Genomic DNA, 17,508 nt, shown 5'->3' on the forward strand with positions numbered 1-17,508 from the left:
TATGAGGTCGGGCGATGAACTTGCCTAGCGAAACCGGGACCTTGCAGGCACGAATGCAGCCAGAAAGAGGAAACGCATGCCGAGCATCATCGACACCCACACGCATGTCGTCTCGCCCGACCGGGAGCGCTACCCGACCGCGCCGCTGGGTGGCCGGCAATCCGACTGGTCCGCCGAGCGGCCCTTGTCCGCCGAAGGGCTGCTGGAGGCGATGGACGCGGCCGGTGTGAGCAAGGCCGTGGTGGTGCAGGCTTCCACCGCCTATGGCCACGATAATTCCTGCGTCGCCGACGCCGTGGCGGCACATCGCGACCGGCTGGTCGGCGTCTTCTCCGTAGACGTGCTGGCCGCAGACGCGCCGACGCAAATCCGCCGCTGGCACGAGCGCGGCTTTTCCGGCTTCCGGCTGTTCACCACCGGCACCACCATGCCCGGCCAGGCCGGCTGGATCGACGACCCGCGCGGCTTTCCCGCCTGGGCGCTGGCGGAGGAACTGCGGCTGCCCATCGCCATGCAGATGACGGGCAAGGGCATCCCGGCGCTGCGCAGCATGCTGGAGCGCTTTCCCGGCGTGCCTGTGCTGCTGGACCACCTGGCCCGGCCGGTGCTGGCGGCCGGCCCACCTTATACCGAGGCGGAACCGCTGATGGCGCTGGACGCCTTTCCCCAGGTGGTGCTGAAGCTGACCACGCGGGCGCTGCACCTGGCCAAGGAAGGCGCCTCCACCCCGGCCGCGCTGATGGAGGTGCTGCTGCGCCGCTTCGGGGCGGGGCGGATCATGTGGGGCTCGAACTTTCCCGCGCATGCCGGCGCGCTGAAGCAGCTGCTCGCGGAAAGCCAGGAGGCGCTGGACGGCCTGGGCGAGGCGGATCGCGACGCCATCTTCGGCGGTACCGCCCGCCGCATCTACCCGGCCCTGGGGGAGGCTTGAGCATGGCCGACGCACCGCTGCACCTGGCGCTGGACAACAGCCCGCTCACCATGCCGATCAAGGAGGCCGGCGCCCTGCCGGACGGCACGCCGCTGCGCTTCGAGACGGTGCAGCCGATCCACCGCGCCTTCGCCCCGATGGCCCGCGAGGGGCGCTTCGAGGTGAGCGAGATGGCCATCGTCACCGCGCTGCAGGCGCTGGCCTACGGGAAGCCGATCGTGCTGCTGCCGGTGACGCTGGCGGCGCGCTTCCAGCACCGCTGCCTGATCCGCCTGGCCAGCCGGCCGGAGCTGACCCCCGCGGCGCTGCGCGGCTGCCGGATCGGCGTGCGCGCCTATACCCAGACCACCGGCATGTGGGTGCGCGCCATCCTGGCCGAGGAGGCCGGCCTGCCGGCGGAGGCCGTACACTGGGTCACCCAGGAAGGGGCGCACCTGGCGGAATACCGCGACCCGCCCTTCACGGAGAACCGCGGCAAGGGCCGCAGCCTGCCCGACCTGCTGCGCGCGGGCGAGGTGGACGCCGCCATCCTCGGCAACGACCTGCCGGACGACCCCGCCTTCGTGCCCGTGTTTCCCGACCCCGCCGCGGCGGCCGCGGCCTGGTTCGCGCGCACCGGCATCGTGCCGGTGAACCACGTGCTGGTGGCCCGCCGCGACGTGGCGGAGAGCCGTGGCGACACGCTGCGGGCGCTGATGGCGGCGCTGCGGGCCAACAAGCCCGCCCCATCGAGTGACGGGGCGCCCGACCTGCGGCCAATGGGCGAGGCGGCGCTGCGCAAGCCGCTGGCGGCGGTGCTGGAAGCCTGCCAGGCGCAGCGACTGCTGCCGCGCGCCGTGTCGATCGAGGAACTCTTCGCCCCGGCCCGCGAGTTGGGGCTGGCGGCATGACCGAGGGGGAGGGTAACCACGTGTTCACGCGACGCCGGCTGCTGCGGATTTCGGGGGCGGCCGCCGCGTCGCTGCCGGTCCTGACCTCCACGATCCGGCCGGAACCGGCACGGGCGCAGCCTCGGCGCCAGCCGGACGGGCCGATCACCCTGGTGGTGCCGGTGACGCCGGGCACGGCGCAGGACACCATCGCCCGCCTGCTGGCGCCGGCGCTGACGGAGTTCCTCGGCCAGCCCGTGGTGGTGGACAACCGCACCGGCGCCAGTGGCGTGATCGGCACACAGTTCGTGGCGCGCGGTGCGCCCGACGGGCGCACCCTGCTGATGCAGGGCGCCAATTTCGTGATGAGCCCGCCGCTGATGCCCAGCCTGCCCTTCGACCCCGTGCGCGACTTCGTGCCGCTGGTGCGGATCGCCGACGGCAACTCGGTGCTGGCGGTGCAGCCCGACCTGCCGGTCAGCACGGTTGCGGAGTTCGTGGCGCTGGCCAAGGCGCGCCCCGCCGACCTGGATTATGGCTCCCCCGGCAACGGCACCGCGCCGCACATGTCGATGGTGCTGTTCATGCTCGCCGCCGGGATCGAGCTGAACCACATCCCGTACCGTGGCACCGCACCGGCGGTGCAGGACCTGCTGGGCAAGCGCATCGCCGCCATGGTGCTGCCGGTGTCGGTTGCCCTGCCGCTGGGGCGATCCGGCCAGATCCGCATGCTGGCCGTGACCGCCGGCGAGCGCTGGCCCGACCTGGCGGAAGTGCCGACCCTGGCGGAGGCCGGCTATTCCGGCGCCACCAACACCATCATCTACGGCCTCTACGGCCCCGCCGGCCTGGCTCCTGAACTGGTGTCGCGGATCAATGCCGGGGTCAATGAATGGCTGGCGCGACCGCAAACGCGGCAAGCCATCCTGGCGCAAGGCCTCAACCCCACCGGCGGCCCGCAGGGCGACTTCGCCGCCGCGGTGCGGTCCGAGCTCGACCGCTGGGCCCGAGTGGTGCGCGACGGCAGGATCAGACCGGACTGACAGCGGCGCCGGGCGCATCCTTTGCGCAGGGGAGTGGTCCCGACGCGCACTGGCCCCCCCCATCCGGCGCCTTCCTATCTCCCAAGCCCGCCAGCAGCCTCCGGACAGCCTTGGCGTTGGTACGATGGGTACTGCCCGAGGGGAGTGGTCGGATGGCAGGGCACTTCGTGGGATGGCTGCTGCACCCAGATGACCGTGCGAGGCTGCTGACGCTGTTTCCGCCCGTCTACCCCAGGGTCGTGGCCCATCACGTCACGCTGAAGGCCGGGGTATCGGCGCAGTTCCCGCTGCCGCGTGAGACGGAGGGCGTTGTTGTGGGCATGGCCGGCGATGGCAGGGGAGTGCAGGCGCTGGTGGTCGAGATCGGCGGTGCCAACCGGCGCCCTGATGGCTCGATCTTTCACATCACCTGGTCGCTGGCCCCCGGCCGCAAGCCGGTGGAGAGCAACGACGTGATCCGCCAGTTCGGATGGACGGCTGCCGCGCAGCGCCACCCGATCCGGATCGAGCCGCGGATCTTCGCTTCGGGGCAGCGATCCGCGTCCGGCACCCTGCCCTCCCAGAAGTAGCCGTTGCGACCACCCCTAGGTGGCTGGCCCGCTAGTGCCGGAGCCGCCCCACGTCACGCCCGATGTGAATAGCGAGGCCATCACTCACGGGCGTCATGGGCAACCGCACCTCGGCGGCAATAGCGGGCTTGTCCGCGCCCCCGGGAAGGCCGAGTTCGTGCCGGAGCCCGACGAGGCGACGTCCACTTGCGCCTCGCCACGCTCGCCTGCACCCCATCCGCCTGTGCCGCAGGGGTGTGGGGGGGCCGCACCGGCCGTCTGCTCCCCTCCCGGATCGGCTCCAGCCGCCGGGAGGCCAGGCTCGCGGGCGGGGCGTGTCGGGTGGCACGGCACCACGGGTGCGCGTTCGCCTATCATGAGGCCGCGGGAGCAACTAGCATTCCGGGCCCTGGGACGCACCGCGTGTGTGGAATGACCCGTGCTGGATGAATGCGAGCTGATTGCCAGTGCAACGCGACCGCGGCCGCTCGTGGCAGCGGTGACGGCGATTGCTTTGCTCATTGCGCTCTTTCTGACGATCCCATTCGCGCATATCAGGACAACCGGCACCGAGAATATGCTGCCGGCCTACGCGGGCGCGGCTTTCATGTTGGAGCTCATAGCGTCGGTTCTGCTGCTGACGTTATACAGCGTGCGGGGCGACCCTGCCCTTCTGATCCTGGCTTCCGGCTATCTCTTCTCCGCGTTGATGGTTCCAGCATGGATACTGACTTTCCCTGGCCTTTTTTCGGCCCTGGGCATTGAGGCCGGCCTGCAAACCACGGCGACGATCGCGGCGCTGCGCCGGGTCATTTTTGCGTCCTCCGTGTTGTGCTACGCTCTTGTTCCCGTCAGTCGCGCCGCTGCGAAACCGGGCGGCGCCACGATCTTCCAGACAACACTTTGCGTTTTCGGAGTGGTGGGAGCGATCACCTGGATTATTGTCGGGGAAAGCACGTCATTGCCCGCGTTCATGCGGGACGCTCATAATACGACGGATCTCTGGTCGTTCGTGCCGGCCACGGCCATGGCGATGTACCTGTTGAGCGCTGCCATTCTATTTCGTCGCCGGCGAACCACGCTCGACGCCTGGGTGTGCCTCGTTCTTTTCTCGCTTGTCATCGAATTGTCGCTGCTTTCCTATATCGCGGGCGGAGTTCGCCTCAGTGTCGGCTGGTGGGGTGGACGGATTTACGGCCTTGTTGCGACGGCGATACTGCTGATCGTCCTGCTGTCGGACACGACGACCGTTTACGCCCGCCTTGCCCAGTCGGTTGCTGCCGAGCAGCGTGCCCGGCAGAACCGCCTGACGGCCATGGAGGCCTTGTCCGCATCCATTGCCCACGAGATCAATCAGCCTTTGGCGAGCATCGTCACGAATGCCGACGCGGGATTGCGCTGGCTGACCAGGGCTGAGCCGCGCATGGACAAGGTACGCTCCACCTTGCAGGCCATCGTGTCCGACGGTCATCGCGCCAACAAGATCGTCTCAGGCATCCGCACCATGTTCATGAAGGATGCGCAGGAACGGCTGCCACTGGACCTCAATGAGATCATCGAGGAGGTCATGGCGTCTGCCTTTGCCGAGATGCGCGCTGCCGGCGTTTCTGCCCGGGTTGAACCGGCCCCTCGCCTGCCACCCGTGATCGGCAATTCGATTCAGCTTCGGCAGGTTGTCTGGAACCTCGTCGAGAACAGCATCGACGCGATGCGGGCGGTCGGCGACCGTCAGCGGCACCTGTATATCCGGACCCGACCGGCCGCGAACGGAGAAGTCGAGGTTTCGATCGAGGACACCGGGGTAGGGATTGAGCCGGGAACGGAGGAGCAGATCTTCAACCCATTCTTCTCGAGCAAGCCCAGCGGGATGGGCATGGGACTGATGTTCTGCCGCGCGGTCGTCGAGGCCCATGGCGGCCGCCTTTGGACCTCGGCAAACCGGCCTCGCGGGGCTGTTTTTCTCTTCACTTTGCCCGGGGCAGAGGCGACCGGTCGTGACGGGGAGGATTAGGTGGGGGCAGAGCAATCGATCGTCTTTATCGTGGATGACGACCCGTCGATCCGCGCATCGTTGGAGAACCTCCTGGCATCGGAAGGTCATGCGACCCGCAGTTTCGAATCGTCGCAGGCCTTCCTGAGCGCGAGCCGGCCGGATCTCCCGGGGTGCCTCGTCCTCGATGTCCGCCTGCGCGGCAGCAGCGGCCTGGAATTCCAGCGCGAGCTGAGCCGGCGCGATGTGAGGATTCCGATCGTTTTCATCACGGGCCATGGCGACGTGCCCATGTCGGTCGCGGCGATGAAGGCGGGCGCGATCGAGTTCCTGCTCAAGCCTTATCGCGATCAGGATCTGCTCGATGCCGTGCACAAAGGCATCGAACTCGACAAGCGCCGCCGGGTGCAGGCCGCAGGGCTTGCCGAGTTGCGCGCGCGCGTCGCTGCCATGACACCGCGCGAGCGGGAACTCCTGCCGCTTATCGCCAGCGGTATGCTCAACAAGCAGATCGCGGCGCGGCTGCAGCTCAGCGAGGTCACCGTGAAGGCCCACCGGGCGCAGGTCATGCAGAAGCTTCAGGTGTACTCGCTCGCCGAACTCGTGCGGGTCGCGGACCGGCTTGCCGCGGACCCACAGGCGGATCGGCCGGTCGATACCTTCGGGTGATTGCTTCCAGGGCGGCGCGCATCGAGCCTTCCTAGGGGAACGGCCGTCACCGTTGCCGATGCGAAGCTTTCAGGCCCTTGCAGCAGATGCTGGCTATCGTTGAGGATGACGTTTCCGCCCGCGCCGCGCTCCACAGCCTTGTCGGCGCGATGGGCTTCACCGGGGTAGGCTTTCCGGATGCGGCCAGCTTCCTGGCCTTCGGCAATCTGCGCCAGGTTCGCTGCCTGATCGCCGATGTGCGACTGCCCGGGATCAGTGGGCCGCAGCTGCATCTGCGATTGCGGGCTGCCGGCTGGAGCATACCGACCATTCTTGTCACGGCCTATCCTGACCCTACGTCGGCCCGCACGGCCCTCCGGTCGGGCGTGCAGGCCTATCTGGCCAAGCCGGTGCAGCCCGAGGAGCTGCTGGCCTGCCTGCGTACCGCCCTGCAGCCCTGATGTCCGCAGGGCTCGGCCCCGTACTGCGGGAGGAGGGGGAGACCCATCCCAAAGGATAATGGCTCCGATCCGGCCCCGGTCTCTAGGAGTTCACCGGAACAGACGGAGCCATGCGCCATGCCGACGGCCTTACCGACAGGTGGGAAGAACCTGCTCGACCCCAACAATCACATGCTGGTCCTGATCGACTTCCAGTCGCAGATGTCCTTCGCGACGAAGTCGATCGATGCCGTCAACCTCCGCAACAACGCGGCGCTGATTTCCCACGCGGCCGCTGGTTTCCACGTTCCGACCATCCTCACGACCGTTGCCGAGAAGAGCTTCTCCGGCCCGATGTTTTCCGAGATCACGGATGCTTTCCCGGGCCAGGCGCTGCTGGACCGCACTTCGATGAACACCTGGGAGGATGCCGCGGTTGTTGCGCGGGTCAACCAGATCGGCAAAGGCCGGGTGGTACTCGCCGGGCTGTGGACCAGCGTGTGCATCGTCGGGCCCGCCATCTCGGCCCTGGAACAGGGCTTCGAGGTCCACGTCATCGCCGATGCCTGCGGCGACGTGTCGCAGGAAGCGCATGACCGGGCCATGGAACGCATGGTGCAGGCCGGGGCGCGTCCCATGACCTCGCTGCAGTACCTGCTGGAGTTGCAGCGCGACTGGGCGCGGAGCGAAACCTACGAGCTCACCACCGGCATCGCGAAGCGCTTCGGCGGCGCCTATGGCCTCGGCATCATCTACGCGAAGACGATGTTCGGCGCCTCCGAGGGTCACTGACGGAAGGCGCAGCGGCCTCGGGCGGAGCGCGAGGCCGGGCGGCCTGCACCGGCCGGCACGGCAGCAGGCCGCCGGGATCACGGCGGCGTCCCCTTCCCCCACTCCACGGCAGGCCTGCCGCCTCCAGCAGCAGCGACGAAACCCCGAACGCAAGGAACCGAGCAGCATGGCCTACGTGACGACCAGGGATGGGGTCGAAATCTTCTACAAGGACTGGGGCCCGAAGGACGCCCAGCCCATCATGTTCCACCACGGCTGGCCCCTGAGCAGCGACGACTGGGACACGCAGATGCTGTTCTTCATGCAGCAGGGCTTCCGCGTCGTGGCCCATGACCGCCGCGGCCACGGGCGTTCGGCGCAGGTCAGCGAGGGCCACGACATGGACCACTACGCGGCCGATGCCTTCGCCGTGGTGGAGCACCTGGACCTGCGGAATGCCGTCCATATCGGGCATTCCACCGGTGGCGGCGAGGTGGCCCGCTACGTCGCGAAGCACGGCCAGCCCGCCGGGCGCGTGGCGAAGGCGGTGCTGGTCAGCGCCGTGCCGCCGCTGATGCTGAAGACGGAGAACAACCCCGAAGGCCTGCCGATCGAGGTGTTCGACGGCTTCCGCAAGGGCACCGCCGAGAACCGGGCGCAGATCTTCCTCGACGTCGCCGCCGGCCCTTTCTACGGCTTCAACCGTTCGGACGCGCAGGTCTACCAGGGCGTGGTCCAGAACTGGTGGCGGCAGGGCATGATGGGCAGCGCCAAGGCGCATTACGACGGCATCAAGGCCTTTTCCGAAACCGACCAGACCGAGGACCTGCGGGCCATCACCGTGCCGACGCTGGTGCTGCACGGCGACGACGACCAGATCGTGCCCATCGCCGCTGCGGCGCTGAAGTCCATCGGGCTGCTGCGGAACGGCACGCTGAAGGTTTACCCGGGCTACCCGCACGGCATGCTCACGACCCATGCCGAGCCCCTCAACGCGGACCTGCTGGCCTTTATCCGCGGCTGAGCCTGCGGGCGGCGCGCACCAGCCGCCCTCCCCGGAGGGCCGCCGTCCTGCGCCGGGATGTTGCGCAGCCCTGGTCGGCCGCGGCACGGCCGGCCATCCCCCTCCCCTCGCAGGAGCCCCCTCGATGACCCCCACCACCCGACGCCGTGTCACGAGCAGCCTCGGGGCCCTCGGCCTTGCCCTGCTTCCCCGGAGCCCCGCCATGTCCGCCACCACGCCGCCCGAGATGATCCTGCATGGCGGCCGCATCACCACCCTGGACCGCGGCAATCCCACGCCCGAGGCAGTGGCGGTCACCGCCGGGCGCTTTTCCGCCGTGGGCGATGCCGCCGCCATCCTGCCCACCGCCGGGCCGGACACGCGGGTGATCGACCTGCGCGGCCGCCGGCTGATCCCCGGGCTGATCGACAACCACCTGCACGTCATCCGCGGCGGGCTGAACTTCAACATGGAGCTGCGCTGGGACGGCGTGCGCTCGCTCGCCACCGCGATGGAGATGCTGCGCCGGCAGGTGGCGATCACCCCGCCACCGCAATGGGTCCGCATCGTCGGCGGCTTCACCGAGCACCAGTTCGCGGAAAAGCGGCTGCCGACGCTGGAGGAGATCAACGCCGTCGCCCCCGACACGCCGGTCTTCATCCTCCACCTCTACGACCGCGCGCTGCTGAACGGCGCGGCGCTGCGGGCGGCGGGCTACACCAGGGACACGCCCAACCCGCCGGGCGGCGAGATCCAGCGCGCCCCGGACGGCACGCCGACCGGCCTGCTGCTGGCCAGGCCCAACGCCACGGTCCTGTATGCCACGCTGGCCAAGGGGCCGACGCTGCCCTTCGACTACCAGCTGAACTCCACCCGCCACTTCCTGCGCGACCTGAACCGGCTGGGCGTCACCGGCGCGATCGATGCGGGCGGCGGCTACCAGAACTATCCGGACGACTACAAGGTGGTGCAGAAGCTGGCCGAGGATGGCGAGCTGACGGTGCGCATCGCCTATAACCTGTTCACCCAGAAGCCGAAGGAGGAGCAGGAGGATTTCCTCCGCTGGACGCAGACGGCGAAGTACCAGCAGGGCGACGACTATTTCCGCCTCAACGGCGCGGGCGAGATGCTGGTCTTCTCCGCCGCCGATTTCGAGGATTTCCGCGTCGAGCGCCCGGAAATGCCGCCCGAGATGGAGCCGGAGCTGGAAGCGGTGGTCCGCATCCTGATCCAGAACCGCTGGCCCTGGCGGCTGCACGCCACCTACGACCAGACCATCGACCGCGCGCTGAACGTGTTCGAGAAGGTCAACGCCGAGATGCCGATCGGTGACCTGCACTGGATCTTCGACCACGCCGAGACGGTGAGCGAGCGCAGCCTGGAGCGCATCGCGCGGCTGGGCGGCGGCGTCGCGGTGCAGCACCGCATGGCCTACCAGGGCGAATACTTCGTGGAGCGCTACGGCAACCGCGCCGCGGAGGCCACCCCGCCGGTGGCGAAGATGCTGGAGATGGGGGTGAAGGTGTCGGCCGGCACCGACGCCACGCGCGTCGCCTCCTACAATCCCTGGGTGGCGCTGTACTGGCTGACCACCGGCAAGACCGTGGGCGGGCTGCGCATCACGCCCGAGCGCAACACGATCGACCGCGACACCGCGCTGCGAATGATGACGGAAAAGGTCACTTGGTTCTCCAACGAGGAGGGCAAGAAGGGGCTCATCGCGGAAGGCCAGCTCGCCGACCTCGCCGTGCTCGACCGCGACTACTTCAGCATCCCCGGCGACGAGATCCAGGACATCACCGCCCTGCTCACGGTGGTGGGCGGCAAGGTGGTGCACGGGGCCGGGGACTACGCCTCCCTGGCGCCGCCGCTGCCCCCGGCCATGCCGGACTGGTCCCCCGTACGCCGCTTCGGCGGCTACCAGGACCGGCGGGCGGAAAAGCCGGGGGCGGCGGGCAGCTTCGCCCGTGCCGTGGCGCGCTGCTGCGACGCCGCCTGCGGCGTGCACGGGCACGACCATGCCCGCGCCTGGGCCGCCGCCACCCCGGCCGGCGGTGACCGGGGCTTCTGGGGGGCGCTCGGCTGCTCCTGTTGGGCCTTCTGAGATGAGCGCGGCCGCGGGCATCCCCGGCCCGCTCCGGCGGGCCCTGTTCTTCCTGGGCCTGCTCGGCCTCTGCGCCGCCTATCTCCAGGGCGGGCTCAACAAGCTGCTCGACTTCCCCGGCGCGGTGGCGGAGGCCGCGCATTTCGGCCTGCCAGTGCCGGGCCTGGTGGCGGCGGCCACGATCCTCCTGGAACTCCTGGCCAGCGCCCTGATCCTGTCGGGGCGGCTGCGCTGGCTCGGCGCCCTGGCCCTGGGCGCCTTCACCCTCGCCGCCACCTTTCTCGCCAACCGCTACTGGGCCCTGCCGCCGGGCCAGGACCGCTTCATGGCGGCCAACGCCTTCTTTGAGCACCTCGGCCTCGTCGGTGCCTTCCTGCTCCTCGCCCTGTGGGACCTGCACCGTGAACGCGGTTGATCCCGCCCCGGTGCCCCCGCCCGCCGCGGGCAGCTTCGCGCCCCTGCGCCAGGCCAGCTTCGCGGTGATCTGGGCCGCCACCGTGCTCGGCAACACCGGCAGCTTCATGCGCGACGTGGCCAGCTCCTGGCTGGTGACGGACCTCGCGGCGGGCCCGGCCGCGGTGTCGCTGATCCAGGCGGCGGGCACGCTGCCGATCTTCCTGCTCGCCATCCCGGCCGGCGTGTTGTCGGACATTCTCGACCGGCGGCGCTTCCTGATCGCCATCCAGCTCCTGCTGGCCGCGGTCAGCCTCACGCTGCTGCTGCTGTCCCATGCCGGGCTGATGTCGGTGTCCGCCCTGGTCGGCCTGACCTTTCTGGGCGGCATCGGCGCCGCGCTGATGGCCCCCACCTGGCAGGCCATCGTGCCGGAGCTGGTGCCGGCCCGGGACCTCAAGGCCGCGGTCGCGCTGAACTCGCTCGGCATCAACATCGCCCGCTCGATCGGGCCGGCGGCGGGCGGATTGCTGCTGGCCTCCTTCGGCGCCGCGGCGACCTATGGCGTGGACGTCGCCAGCTACGCGATCGTCATCGCCGCGCTGCTGTGGTGGCGGCGCCCCGCCAATGCCGACGACGCGCTGCCGGAGCGCTTCCTGGGCGCCTTTCGCGCCGGCCTGCGCTATGCCCAGGCCAGCCGCGAGCTGCACGTGGTGCTGCTGCGCGCCGCGGTGTTCTTCGCCTTTTCCAGCGTGATCTGGGCGCTGCTGCCGCTGGTGGCGCGCAACCTCCTGGGCGGCAGTGCGGGCTTCTACGGCATCCTGCTCGGCGCGGTCGGGGCCGGTGCCATCCTCGGCGCCCTGGTTCTGCCCAGGCTGCGCACCCGCTTGGGCGCCGATGGGCTGATGCTCGCCGCCGCCGTTGTCACGGCCCTCGCCACCGCGAGCTTGGCCGTCGCCCCGCCGCGCTGGCTGGCGCTGCTGGTTCTCCTGCTGCTCGGCGCCGCCTGGATCACCGCCCTCACCACGCTGAACGGCACGGCCCAGGCCATCCTGCCGAACTGGGTGCGCGGCCGGGCGCTGGCGGTTTACCTGACCGTCTTCAACGGGGCGATGGCGGCCGGGAGCCTGGGCTGGGGCGCGGTGGCGGAGCTGGCGGGCGTGCCCGCAGCGCTGCTCATCGGCGCGGCTTCCCTGCTCGTGGCCGCCCTGTTCATGCACCGCATCCGGCTGCCGGCGGGCGAGGCCGACCTCGTGCCCTCCAACCACTGGCCAGAGCCCCTGACGGAGCAGCCGATCGGGCATGACCGCGGCCCCGTGCTGATCCTGATCGAGTACCGCGTCGCGCCGGAGAACCGCAGCGCCTTCCTGGAGGCCCTGACCCGGCTTTCCCAGGAGCGCCGGCGCGACGGGGCCTATGCCTGGGGCATCACCGAGGACGCCGCCGGGCCTGACCGCCTGGTCGAATGGTTCATGGTGGAGTCCTGGGCGGAGCACCTGCGCCAGCACCGCCGCGTGTCCCGCGCGGATGCCGACCTGCAGGGCGCGGCGCTGCGCTTCCACCTCGGCCCCGAGGCGCCGGTGGTCCACCACTTCCTGAACGCGCAGGGGCATCCGGCCTGAGAGCCTCCGCCGGCGCAGGCGGCTGCTTGGGTGGGCGTCACCCAGGCAGCCGCCCGGCGGGGCGGCGTTATCGCCCCCCGGCCCGGGACGCGCCGTCCGCGGCCGGGACCGTGGGGCGGCGGCTCTCGAGATCGAACCGGTCGCCGTGGCAAAGGACGTGCAGCCGGACGTCGTAGATGGACAGGGCGTGGTCCGTCCGGGCTTCCGCGATGTTGGAGTGCGTCACGCCGCCGCCGTCCACCACGTAGATGCCCCCGCTGCCGACGACCTCGAACTGGCGGTCGCTCAGGATGATGGCCGTGTCCTCGTCGATGCCGATGCCCAGCTCGCGGGGGTTCTGCGCCACCGCGCCGAGCAACCGGCCGATGCGGCCGCGCTCCGCGAAGTGCTGGTCGATGATGACGTCCCGCACCAGTCCCAGCCCGGCCGCCAGGTGCAGGTCGCCGATACGGTGCGTTTCCTGGCTGCTGCCCTTCACGAGCATGGTGTCGCTCATGACCGAGGCGCCGGCCGAGGTGCCGGCGACGACGCCACCGGCCTCATGGATTTCCCGCACGCGACGCTCGACCGGGGTGTCACCGAGCTGGCTGCTGAGGCGGAGCTGATCCCCCCCGGAAAAGAACACACCCGTCGCGCCGTCGAAAACCTTCAGCTTCTCCTCGTCCTGCGCTTCGGCGCGTTCCTCGACATACAGCTCCACGAGGTCATTCACGCCCAGGGCCGCGAAGGCTTCCTTGTAGGCGTCGAAGTAGCCCTCGGGCTGGTGGGACGCCACGGTGGCTACCACCAGCCGCCCGCCCTTCAGGTGCCGGGCGACCTCGCGCAGGATGAGCATGTCGCCCTTCCGGTCCTCGTGGCCGCCGATGACGATGAGCGGGCCTTTGCCTGCGGAGCCACGGTCAGTCATGCGAGGCTTCCTCACCCTTGGAAAGATAGATGCGCGGGCGATCGTCGTTGCCCCTGACCATGCCCACCGCGAAGTGCGGGCTGTTGTGCGCCCAGCCGATGTTTCCGGCCGGGTCGAGCACGATGCCGCCCGCGTCGCCGCCGACGCGGCCGAGCCGGGCGATGGCGCTCTCGATCGCGGCCTGGGGTGATCCGCCTTCCAGACGGTGCATCACATGCGCCGCGAGCATGCAGCGGGAGATGCTTTCCCCATCGCCCGAGAAGGCCACGGCGCCGAGGCCATTGTCAGCGTAGAAGCCCAGGCCGGGAACTGGTGAATCCCCGAGCCGCCCAGGATGGCATCCTTCCAGCCCACCAGTGGAGGTGCCGGCGGCCAGGTCGCCGCGGCTGTCGAGCGCGATGCAACCGACCGTATCGTGCGCGGCATCCCCGGCGGCCGCCAGGAGTTCCGCGGGGCCGCGGAGTTCCGCGCCCTGCGCCGCAGCGAAGCGCTGCGCACCCTCCGCGACCAGCAAGGTCGGCGTTTCCCGCAGCATCAGCCGTGCGACGGCGACGGGATGCCGTACGTCCCGGATGGCCCCGACGCCGCCGACATCGAGCGTCGCGCCGTCCATCATCGCCGCGTCCATCTCGACCTCGCCGTCGCTGTTGCGGACCGATCCACGGCCGGCGTTGAAGGTGGCGTCGTCCTCCAGCACGCGGATCGCGGCTTCCACCGCATCCACGGCGCTGCCGCCTGCCCGGAGCACCGCCGCCCCGGACAGGAGCGCCCGGAGACAGCCGGCACGGTTCGCCGCTTCCTTCTCCGGCGCGATCTCCTTGGCGCCGCCGTGCAGGACGAGAGCCCAGCCTCCCGGATCCACTGTGGTGCTCACGCCATCTCCTCCGTCCCGCTCGGGACTTCCCTGGGCTCGAAGGCGAGGATCTGCGCCCAAACCTCCTCGACCGATGTCGGTGTCAGCACCACGAGATTGCCCGGCCGCGCCATGCGCAGGCAAAGATCGGTGGCCTCACGCTCATCGAGCACCTGATGCAGGCGCTCCTCCGGGAAACCGGCACCGAGCGCCCCTTCCGCAATCAGGCGCATGACGTCCCCGGACCGGCGCCCCCGCCCATCGGGCCTTTCCCGCAGGACGAGGTCATCGAAGGCACCGGCCGCGATCCGTCCCATGTCCCGCATGTCGTCGTCGCGCCGGTCGCCCGGCGTGCTGATCATGCCGATCACCCGGTCGTGCTGCGGGCGAAGCTTGGAAATGAGGTCGCACAGTGCCGTCAGCCCGGCAGGGTTGTGGGCGTAATCCATGATCACCCGAAAGCCGTGGGCGTCATGCACGTTCAAGCGTCCCGGGCTCTGCTCGAAGGAGGAGGAGAAGTTCTGGAGCGCCGCACGGATCACCGGTGGCGAAACGCCCTGCGCATAGGTCATCGCGACGGCTGCGAGGGCATTCTGGGTGTTGAACTGCGCCATGCCGCCCAGTGTTGCCGGGATTTCCGCCGCACTCATCAGCGGCAGGCGGCGCCGGTCGTCGTAGACCACGATGTCGTTGCCAAGGCCGCTGTCCTCGTTCACCACCGCCAGCCCGCCGGCCGCGATATGGGCGCGGACGGCTTCCGACATCCTGTCCAGGCCGAACATGGAGAAGAAGGCGATGCGTCCACCGGCATGGCGCTCCATCGCCAGGGTGAGCGGGTCATCGGCGTTCAGCACGCTGCACCCGTTGCGCCGCACGGATTCCACCACCACCGACTTCACGGCGGCCAGGTCCTCCAGCGTGTTCACCTCCTGCAACCCGAGGTGATCCCCCTGGATGTTGAGCACGGCGCCGATGTCGCATTCATCGAAGCCGAGACCTTCGCGCAGGATGCCCCCGCGCGCGGTTTCCAGCACGGCCGCTTCCACCGTCGGTTCCCGCAGGACCAGACGTGCGCTCCGTGGGCCGCTGGCATCGGCCTCCATGATCTTGTGCTCGTTCAGCCAGATGCCGCTCGTGCTCGTCATGCCGACGGTCAACCCGGTATGGCGGAGAATATGCGCCACCATGCGCGTCGTGGTCGACTTGCCGTTGGTTCCGGTGATGGCGAGGATCGGGATGCGGCCGGTGGCGCCGTCGGGGAAGAGCATGTCGATCGCCGGGCGGGCGATGTCGCGCGCCCAGCCCTCGAACGGCTCGAGGTGCATGCGGAAGCCCGGGGCGGCGTTCACCTCCACGATGCCGCCCCCGGTTTCCCGGACGGAGCGCCGGATGTCGGGCGCCATGAAGTCGATCCCGGCGACGTCGAGCCCGACGATCATGGCGGCGCGCCGGGCGATGCAGGCATTATCGGGGTGTATGTCGTCCGTCCGGTCGATGGCGGTGCCGCCGGTGGACAGGTTCGCGGTGTCCCGCAGGGCGATCCACCGGTCCTTTTCCGGCACGCTGTCCAGGGTGAGCCCTTCTTTGGACAGGAGCCCGGTCACGTGGTCGTCCACCTTGATGCGGGTCAAGACCTTCTCGTGCCCGGCCCCACGCCGGGGATCGCGGTTCACCTCGTCGATGAGGCTCTCGATGCTGTGGATACCGTCGCCGACAACATGCGCGGGCATGCGCTGGGCGACCGCCCGGACCTCGCCGCCGATGACGAGGATGCGGTGATCATGGCCCTGGTAATGCTGTTCTACGATGACGCTGCGGCTGTGCACCGCGGCATGCTCGAAGCCCCGTCGCACGTCGTCGGGTGAGCGGAGGTCGAGGGACACGCCGCGGCCGTGATTGCCGTCGAGGGGCTTCATCACGACGGGATAGCCGATCCGCTCGGCCTCGCGGATGGCCGCCTCGGCCGATCGCACCACGCCTCCCCTCGGCACCGGCAGGCCGGCATCGGCGAGCAGGGCCTTGGTCAGGTCCTTGTCGCCGGCGATCTCCACGGCGATGGAGGAGGTCCGGCCCGTGATGCTGGCGCGCAGGCGCTGCTGTTGCTTGCCGTGACCGAGCTGGACGAGGCTCATCTCGTCGAGCCGCTGCACGGGGATGCCGCGCCGCTCGGCCTCCTGAACGAGGGAGCGCGTGGTCGGACCTAGCGCGCGCCGCCCGACCACCTTGCTGAGCGCCGCCAGCGCCGCTTGCACGTCGCCTCCCTCGCCCAGCGGATCCTGAGCGTGCAGCTTTTCCAGGCCCTGCACGCCGCGGAGTTCCGCCGGCAGCAGCGAGTCCACGAGTTCCAGCGCGAGCCGGCCGGCCAGCAGGCCTGCTTCCTCCTCCCTGTAGGAATAGAGGACATTGTAGCAGCCAGGGCATCCCTTGACCGAGCGTGTCTTGCCCCGCGTGACGCGCGATCCCGCGCGAGTCTGGAGTTCCAGCGCCACGTGTTCGGTCACGTGGCCGAGCCACGTGCCCTCGCGCAGGCGCCTGATGAATCCGCCGGGGCTCGGTAGGAACAGCCGTGCTCCTGCAGCCCGGGCAGCATCGCTAGCAGCGCGTCGGTGAAGCCGGGCAGCCGATCGGTCGGCCAGGCCTCCAAGGCCCCCAGGTCCAGGCGTATCCGGACCATCGGCGTGTGGCTGAACAGGTGCGGGCCACGATACACAGCGAAGTGGAGGACGCGCATCGGCACGTTCCCGGTTGGCGGAGTGGGGCTGGCGCTCATGGATCAGGTTTCCCCGCGGGCAGGTTTCTGTTCAGGGCAGTTGGCATCGCGAGAGTCGGACATGTCGGAGCTGGTGAGCTGTCGTTGGGGTGCCGTCGGGTCAGACGGCCGTTCGCAGGAACCGCTTGGCCATGAGCCGCGGAGGTTCGCCGCCCGTTCCTGCCACGTTGAGCAGCGCGGTCCGCGCTTGAACAGGGGAGACACGACTCCGCAGGCACTCACCGGTCCTCCCACTCTCGGAGGGCGCAGCCGTAGTCAGGGCATGGATCACACCGGAACAGACGAGGGTGCTGCCGAGGTCGACAGCAGCCGGATGCTCTTCGGGTCCGAGTTGCGTCCAGCCTGCTGAGCGCGCGGAGCTTTTGCACCAGCCATGGAGAGCTGGCGCAGCGGTGCGGACGACATCTTAGCCTCCCTTGTTGGAGCAACCCGTGCGTGCGCTCAGTTAGAGGAGGTATGAAGAACAGCTCCGTACGCATGCGCACATCCAGGCTGCGCAATGCCGTGAGAACTCGCCTGTCGCGGGCAGTGGGAGGTGGGGCAACGGCGACCGCCACGAGCGAGCGCCCGGCGGGAGGGCAAGGAGCGGTGGAATGGGGTCCCCAGGACGGGGGTC

At 69.6% G+C, this 17,508-nt stretch carries 14 protein-coding genes and 1 pseudogene; 12 read left to right on the forward strand and 3 right to left on the reverse strand.

What is annotated here, in order from left to right; translation table 11 throughout:
* Positions 1 to 76 precede the first annotated feature (76 nt).
* The 12 genes from ACLIBK_RS19180 to ACLIBK_RS19235 all read left to right on the forward strand — a co-directional run bounded on the left by ACLIBK_RS19180 (position 77) and on the right by ACLIBK_RS19235 (position 12,362).
* Complete coding sequence (locus ACLIBK_RS19180) at positions 77 to 931, forward strand: amidohydrolase family protein (protein WP_415388904.1); 855 nt, start codon at positions 77 to 79, stop codon at positions 929 to 931.
* A 2-nt stretch (positions 932 to 933) separates the two neighbouring features.
* On the forward strand, positions 934 to 1,821 hold the full coding sequence (locus tag ACLIBK_RS19185; protein WP_415388905.1) for an ABC transporter substrate-binding protein: 888 nt from the start codon (positions 934 to 936) through the stop codon (positions 1,819 to 1,821).
* 20 nt (positions 1,822 to 1,841) lie between these two features.
* Positions 1,842 to 2,843 carry a Bug family tripartite tricarboxylate transporter substrate binding protein gene (locus ACLIBK_RS19190; protein ID WP_415388906.1) on the forward strand — a complete coding sequence of 334 codons (1,002 nt, stop codon included), beginning with the start codon at positions 1,842 to 1,844 and terminating at the stop codon, positions 2,841 to 2,843.
* Between the two features lie 152 nt (positions 2,844 to 2,995).
* Entirely contained in the window at positions 2,996 to 3,412 is a 417-nt protein-coding gene (locus tag ACLIBK_RS19195) for a hypothetical protein (RefSeq protein WP_415388907.1), read from the forward strand.
* A gap of 418 nt (positions 3,413 to 3,830) precedes the next feature.
* A complete protein-coding gene (locus tag ACLIBK_RS19200) occupies positions 3,831 to 5,402 on the forward strand; it encodes an ATP-binding protein (RefSeq protein ID WP_415388908.1) in 1,572 nt (523 codons plus the stop codon).
* A 30-nt stretch (positions 5,403 to 5,432) separates the two neighbouring features.
* Positions 5,433 to 6,050, forward strand: coding sequence for a response regulator transcription factor (locus ACLIBK_RS19205; protein WP_415388909.1), 618 nt, complete (start codon positions 5,433 to 5,435; stop codon positions 6,048 to 6,050).
* An 86-nt stretch (positions 6,051 to 6,136) separates the two neighbouring features.
* On the forward strand, positions 6,137 to 6,490 hold the full coding sequence (locus ACLIBK_RS19210; protein ID WP_415388935.1) for a response regulator transcription factor: 354 nt from the start codon (positions 6,137 to 6,139) through the stop codon (positions 6,488 to 6,490).
* Between the two features lie 117 nt (positions 6,491 to 6,607).
* Entirely contained in the window at positions 6,608 to 7,261 is a 654-nt protein-coding gene (locus ACLIBK_RS19215) for a hydrolase (RefSeq protein ID WP_415388910.1), read from the forward strand.
* Between the two features lie 166 nt (positions 7,262 to 7,427).
* A complete protein-coding gene (locus ACLIBK_RS19220; RefSeq protein WP_415388911.1) occupies positions 7,428 to 8,264 on the forward strand; it encodes an alpha/beta fold hydrolase in 837 nt (278 codons plus the stop codon).
* A gap of 202 nt (positions 8,265 to 8,466) precedes the next feature.
* On the forward strand, positions 8,467 to 10,347 hold the full coding sequence (locus ACLIBK_RS19225) for an amidohydrolase (protein WP_415388912.1): 1,881 nt from the start codon (positions 8,467 to 8,469) through the stop codon (positions 10,345 to 10,347).
* Position 10,348: 1 nt separating this feature from the next.
* On the forward strand, positions 10,349 to 10,762 hold the full coding sequence (locus ACLIBK_RS19230; RefSeq protein ID WP_415388913.1) for a DoxX family protein: 414 nt from the start codon (positions 10,349 to 10,351) through the stop codon (positions 10,760 to 10,762).
* On the forward strand, positions 10,749 to 12,362 hold the full coding sequence (locus ACLIBK_RS19235) for an MFS transporter (RefSeq protein WP_415388914.1): 1,614 nt from the start codon (positions 10,749 to 10,751) through the stop codon (positions 12,360 to 12,362). Before ACLIBK_RS19230 ends, ACLIBK_RS19235 begins: the two co-directional genes overlap by 14 nt.
* Before the next feature lie 67 nt (positions 12,363 to 12,429).
* Here the strand turns inward: ACLIBK_RS19235 and ACLIBK_RS19240 are convergent, their stop codons facing one another.
* The 3 genes and pseudogenes from ACLIBK_RS19240 to cphA all read right to left on the reverse strand — a co-directional run bounded on the left by ACLIBK_RS19240 (position 12,430) and on the right by cphA (position 16,892).
* Positions 12,430 to 13,269, reverse strand: a complete 840-nt coding sequence (locus ACLIBK_RS19240) for a cyanophycinase (protein ID WP_415388915.1) — start codon at positions 13,267 to 13,269, stop codon at positions 12,430 to 12,432.
* Entirely contained in the window at positions 13,262 to 14,143 is an 882-nt protein-coding gene (locus ACLIBK_RS19245) for an isoaspartyl peptidase/L-asparaginase family protein (protein ID WP_415388916.1), read from the reverse strand. Before ACLIBK_RS19245 ends, ACLIBK_RS19240 begins: the two co-directional genes overlap by 8 nt.
* A pseudogene (gene cphA / locus ACLIBK_RS19250) lies at positions 14,140 to 16,892 on the reverse strand (cyanophycin synthetase). The gene ACLIBK_RS19245 and the pseudogene cphA overlap by 4 nt, the downstream one beginning before the upstream one ends.
* Positions 16,893 to 17,508: the final 616 nt, after the last annotated feature.

This window comes from Roseomonas sp. BN140053 (assembly GCF_047690175.1).
GTDB lineage: Bacteria > Pseudomonadota > Alphaproteobacteria > Acetobacterales > Acetobacteraceae > Roseomonas.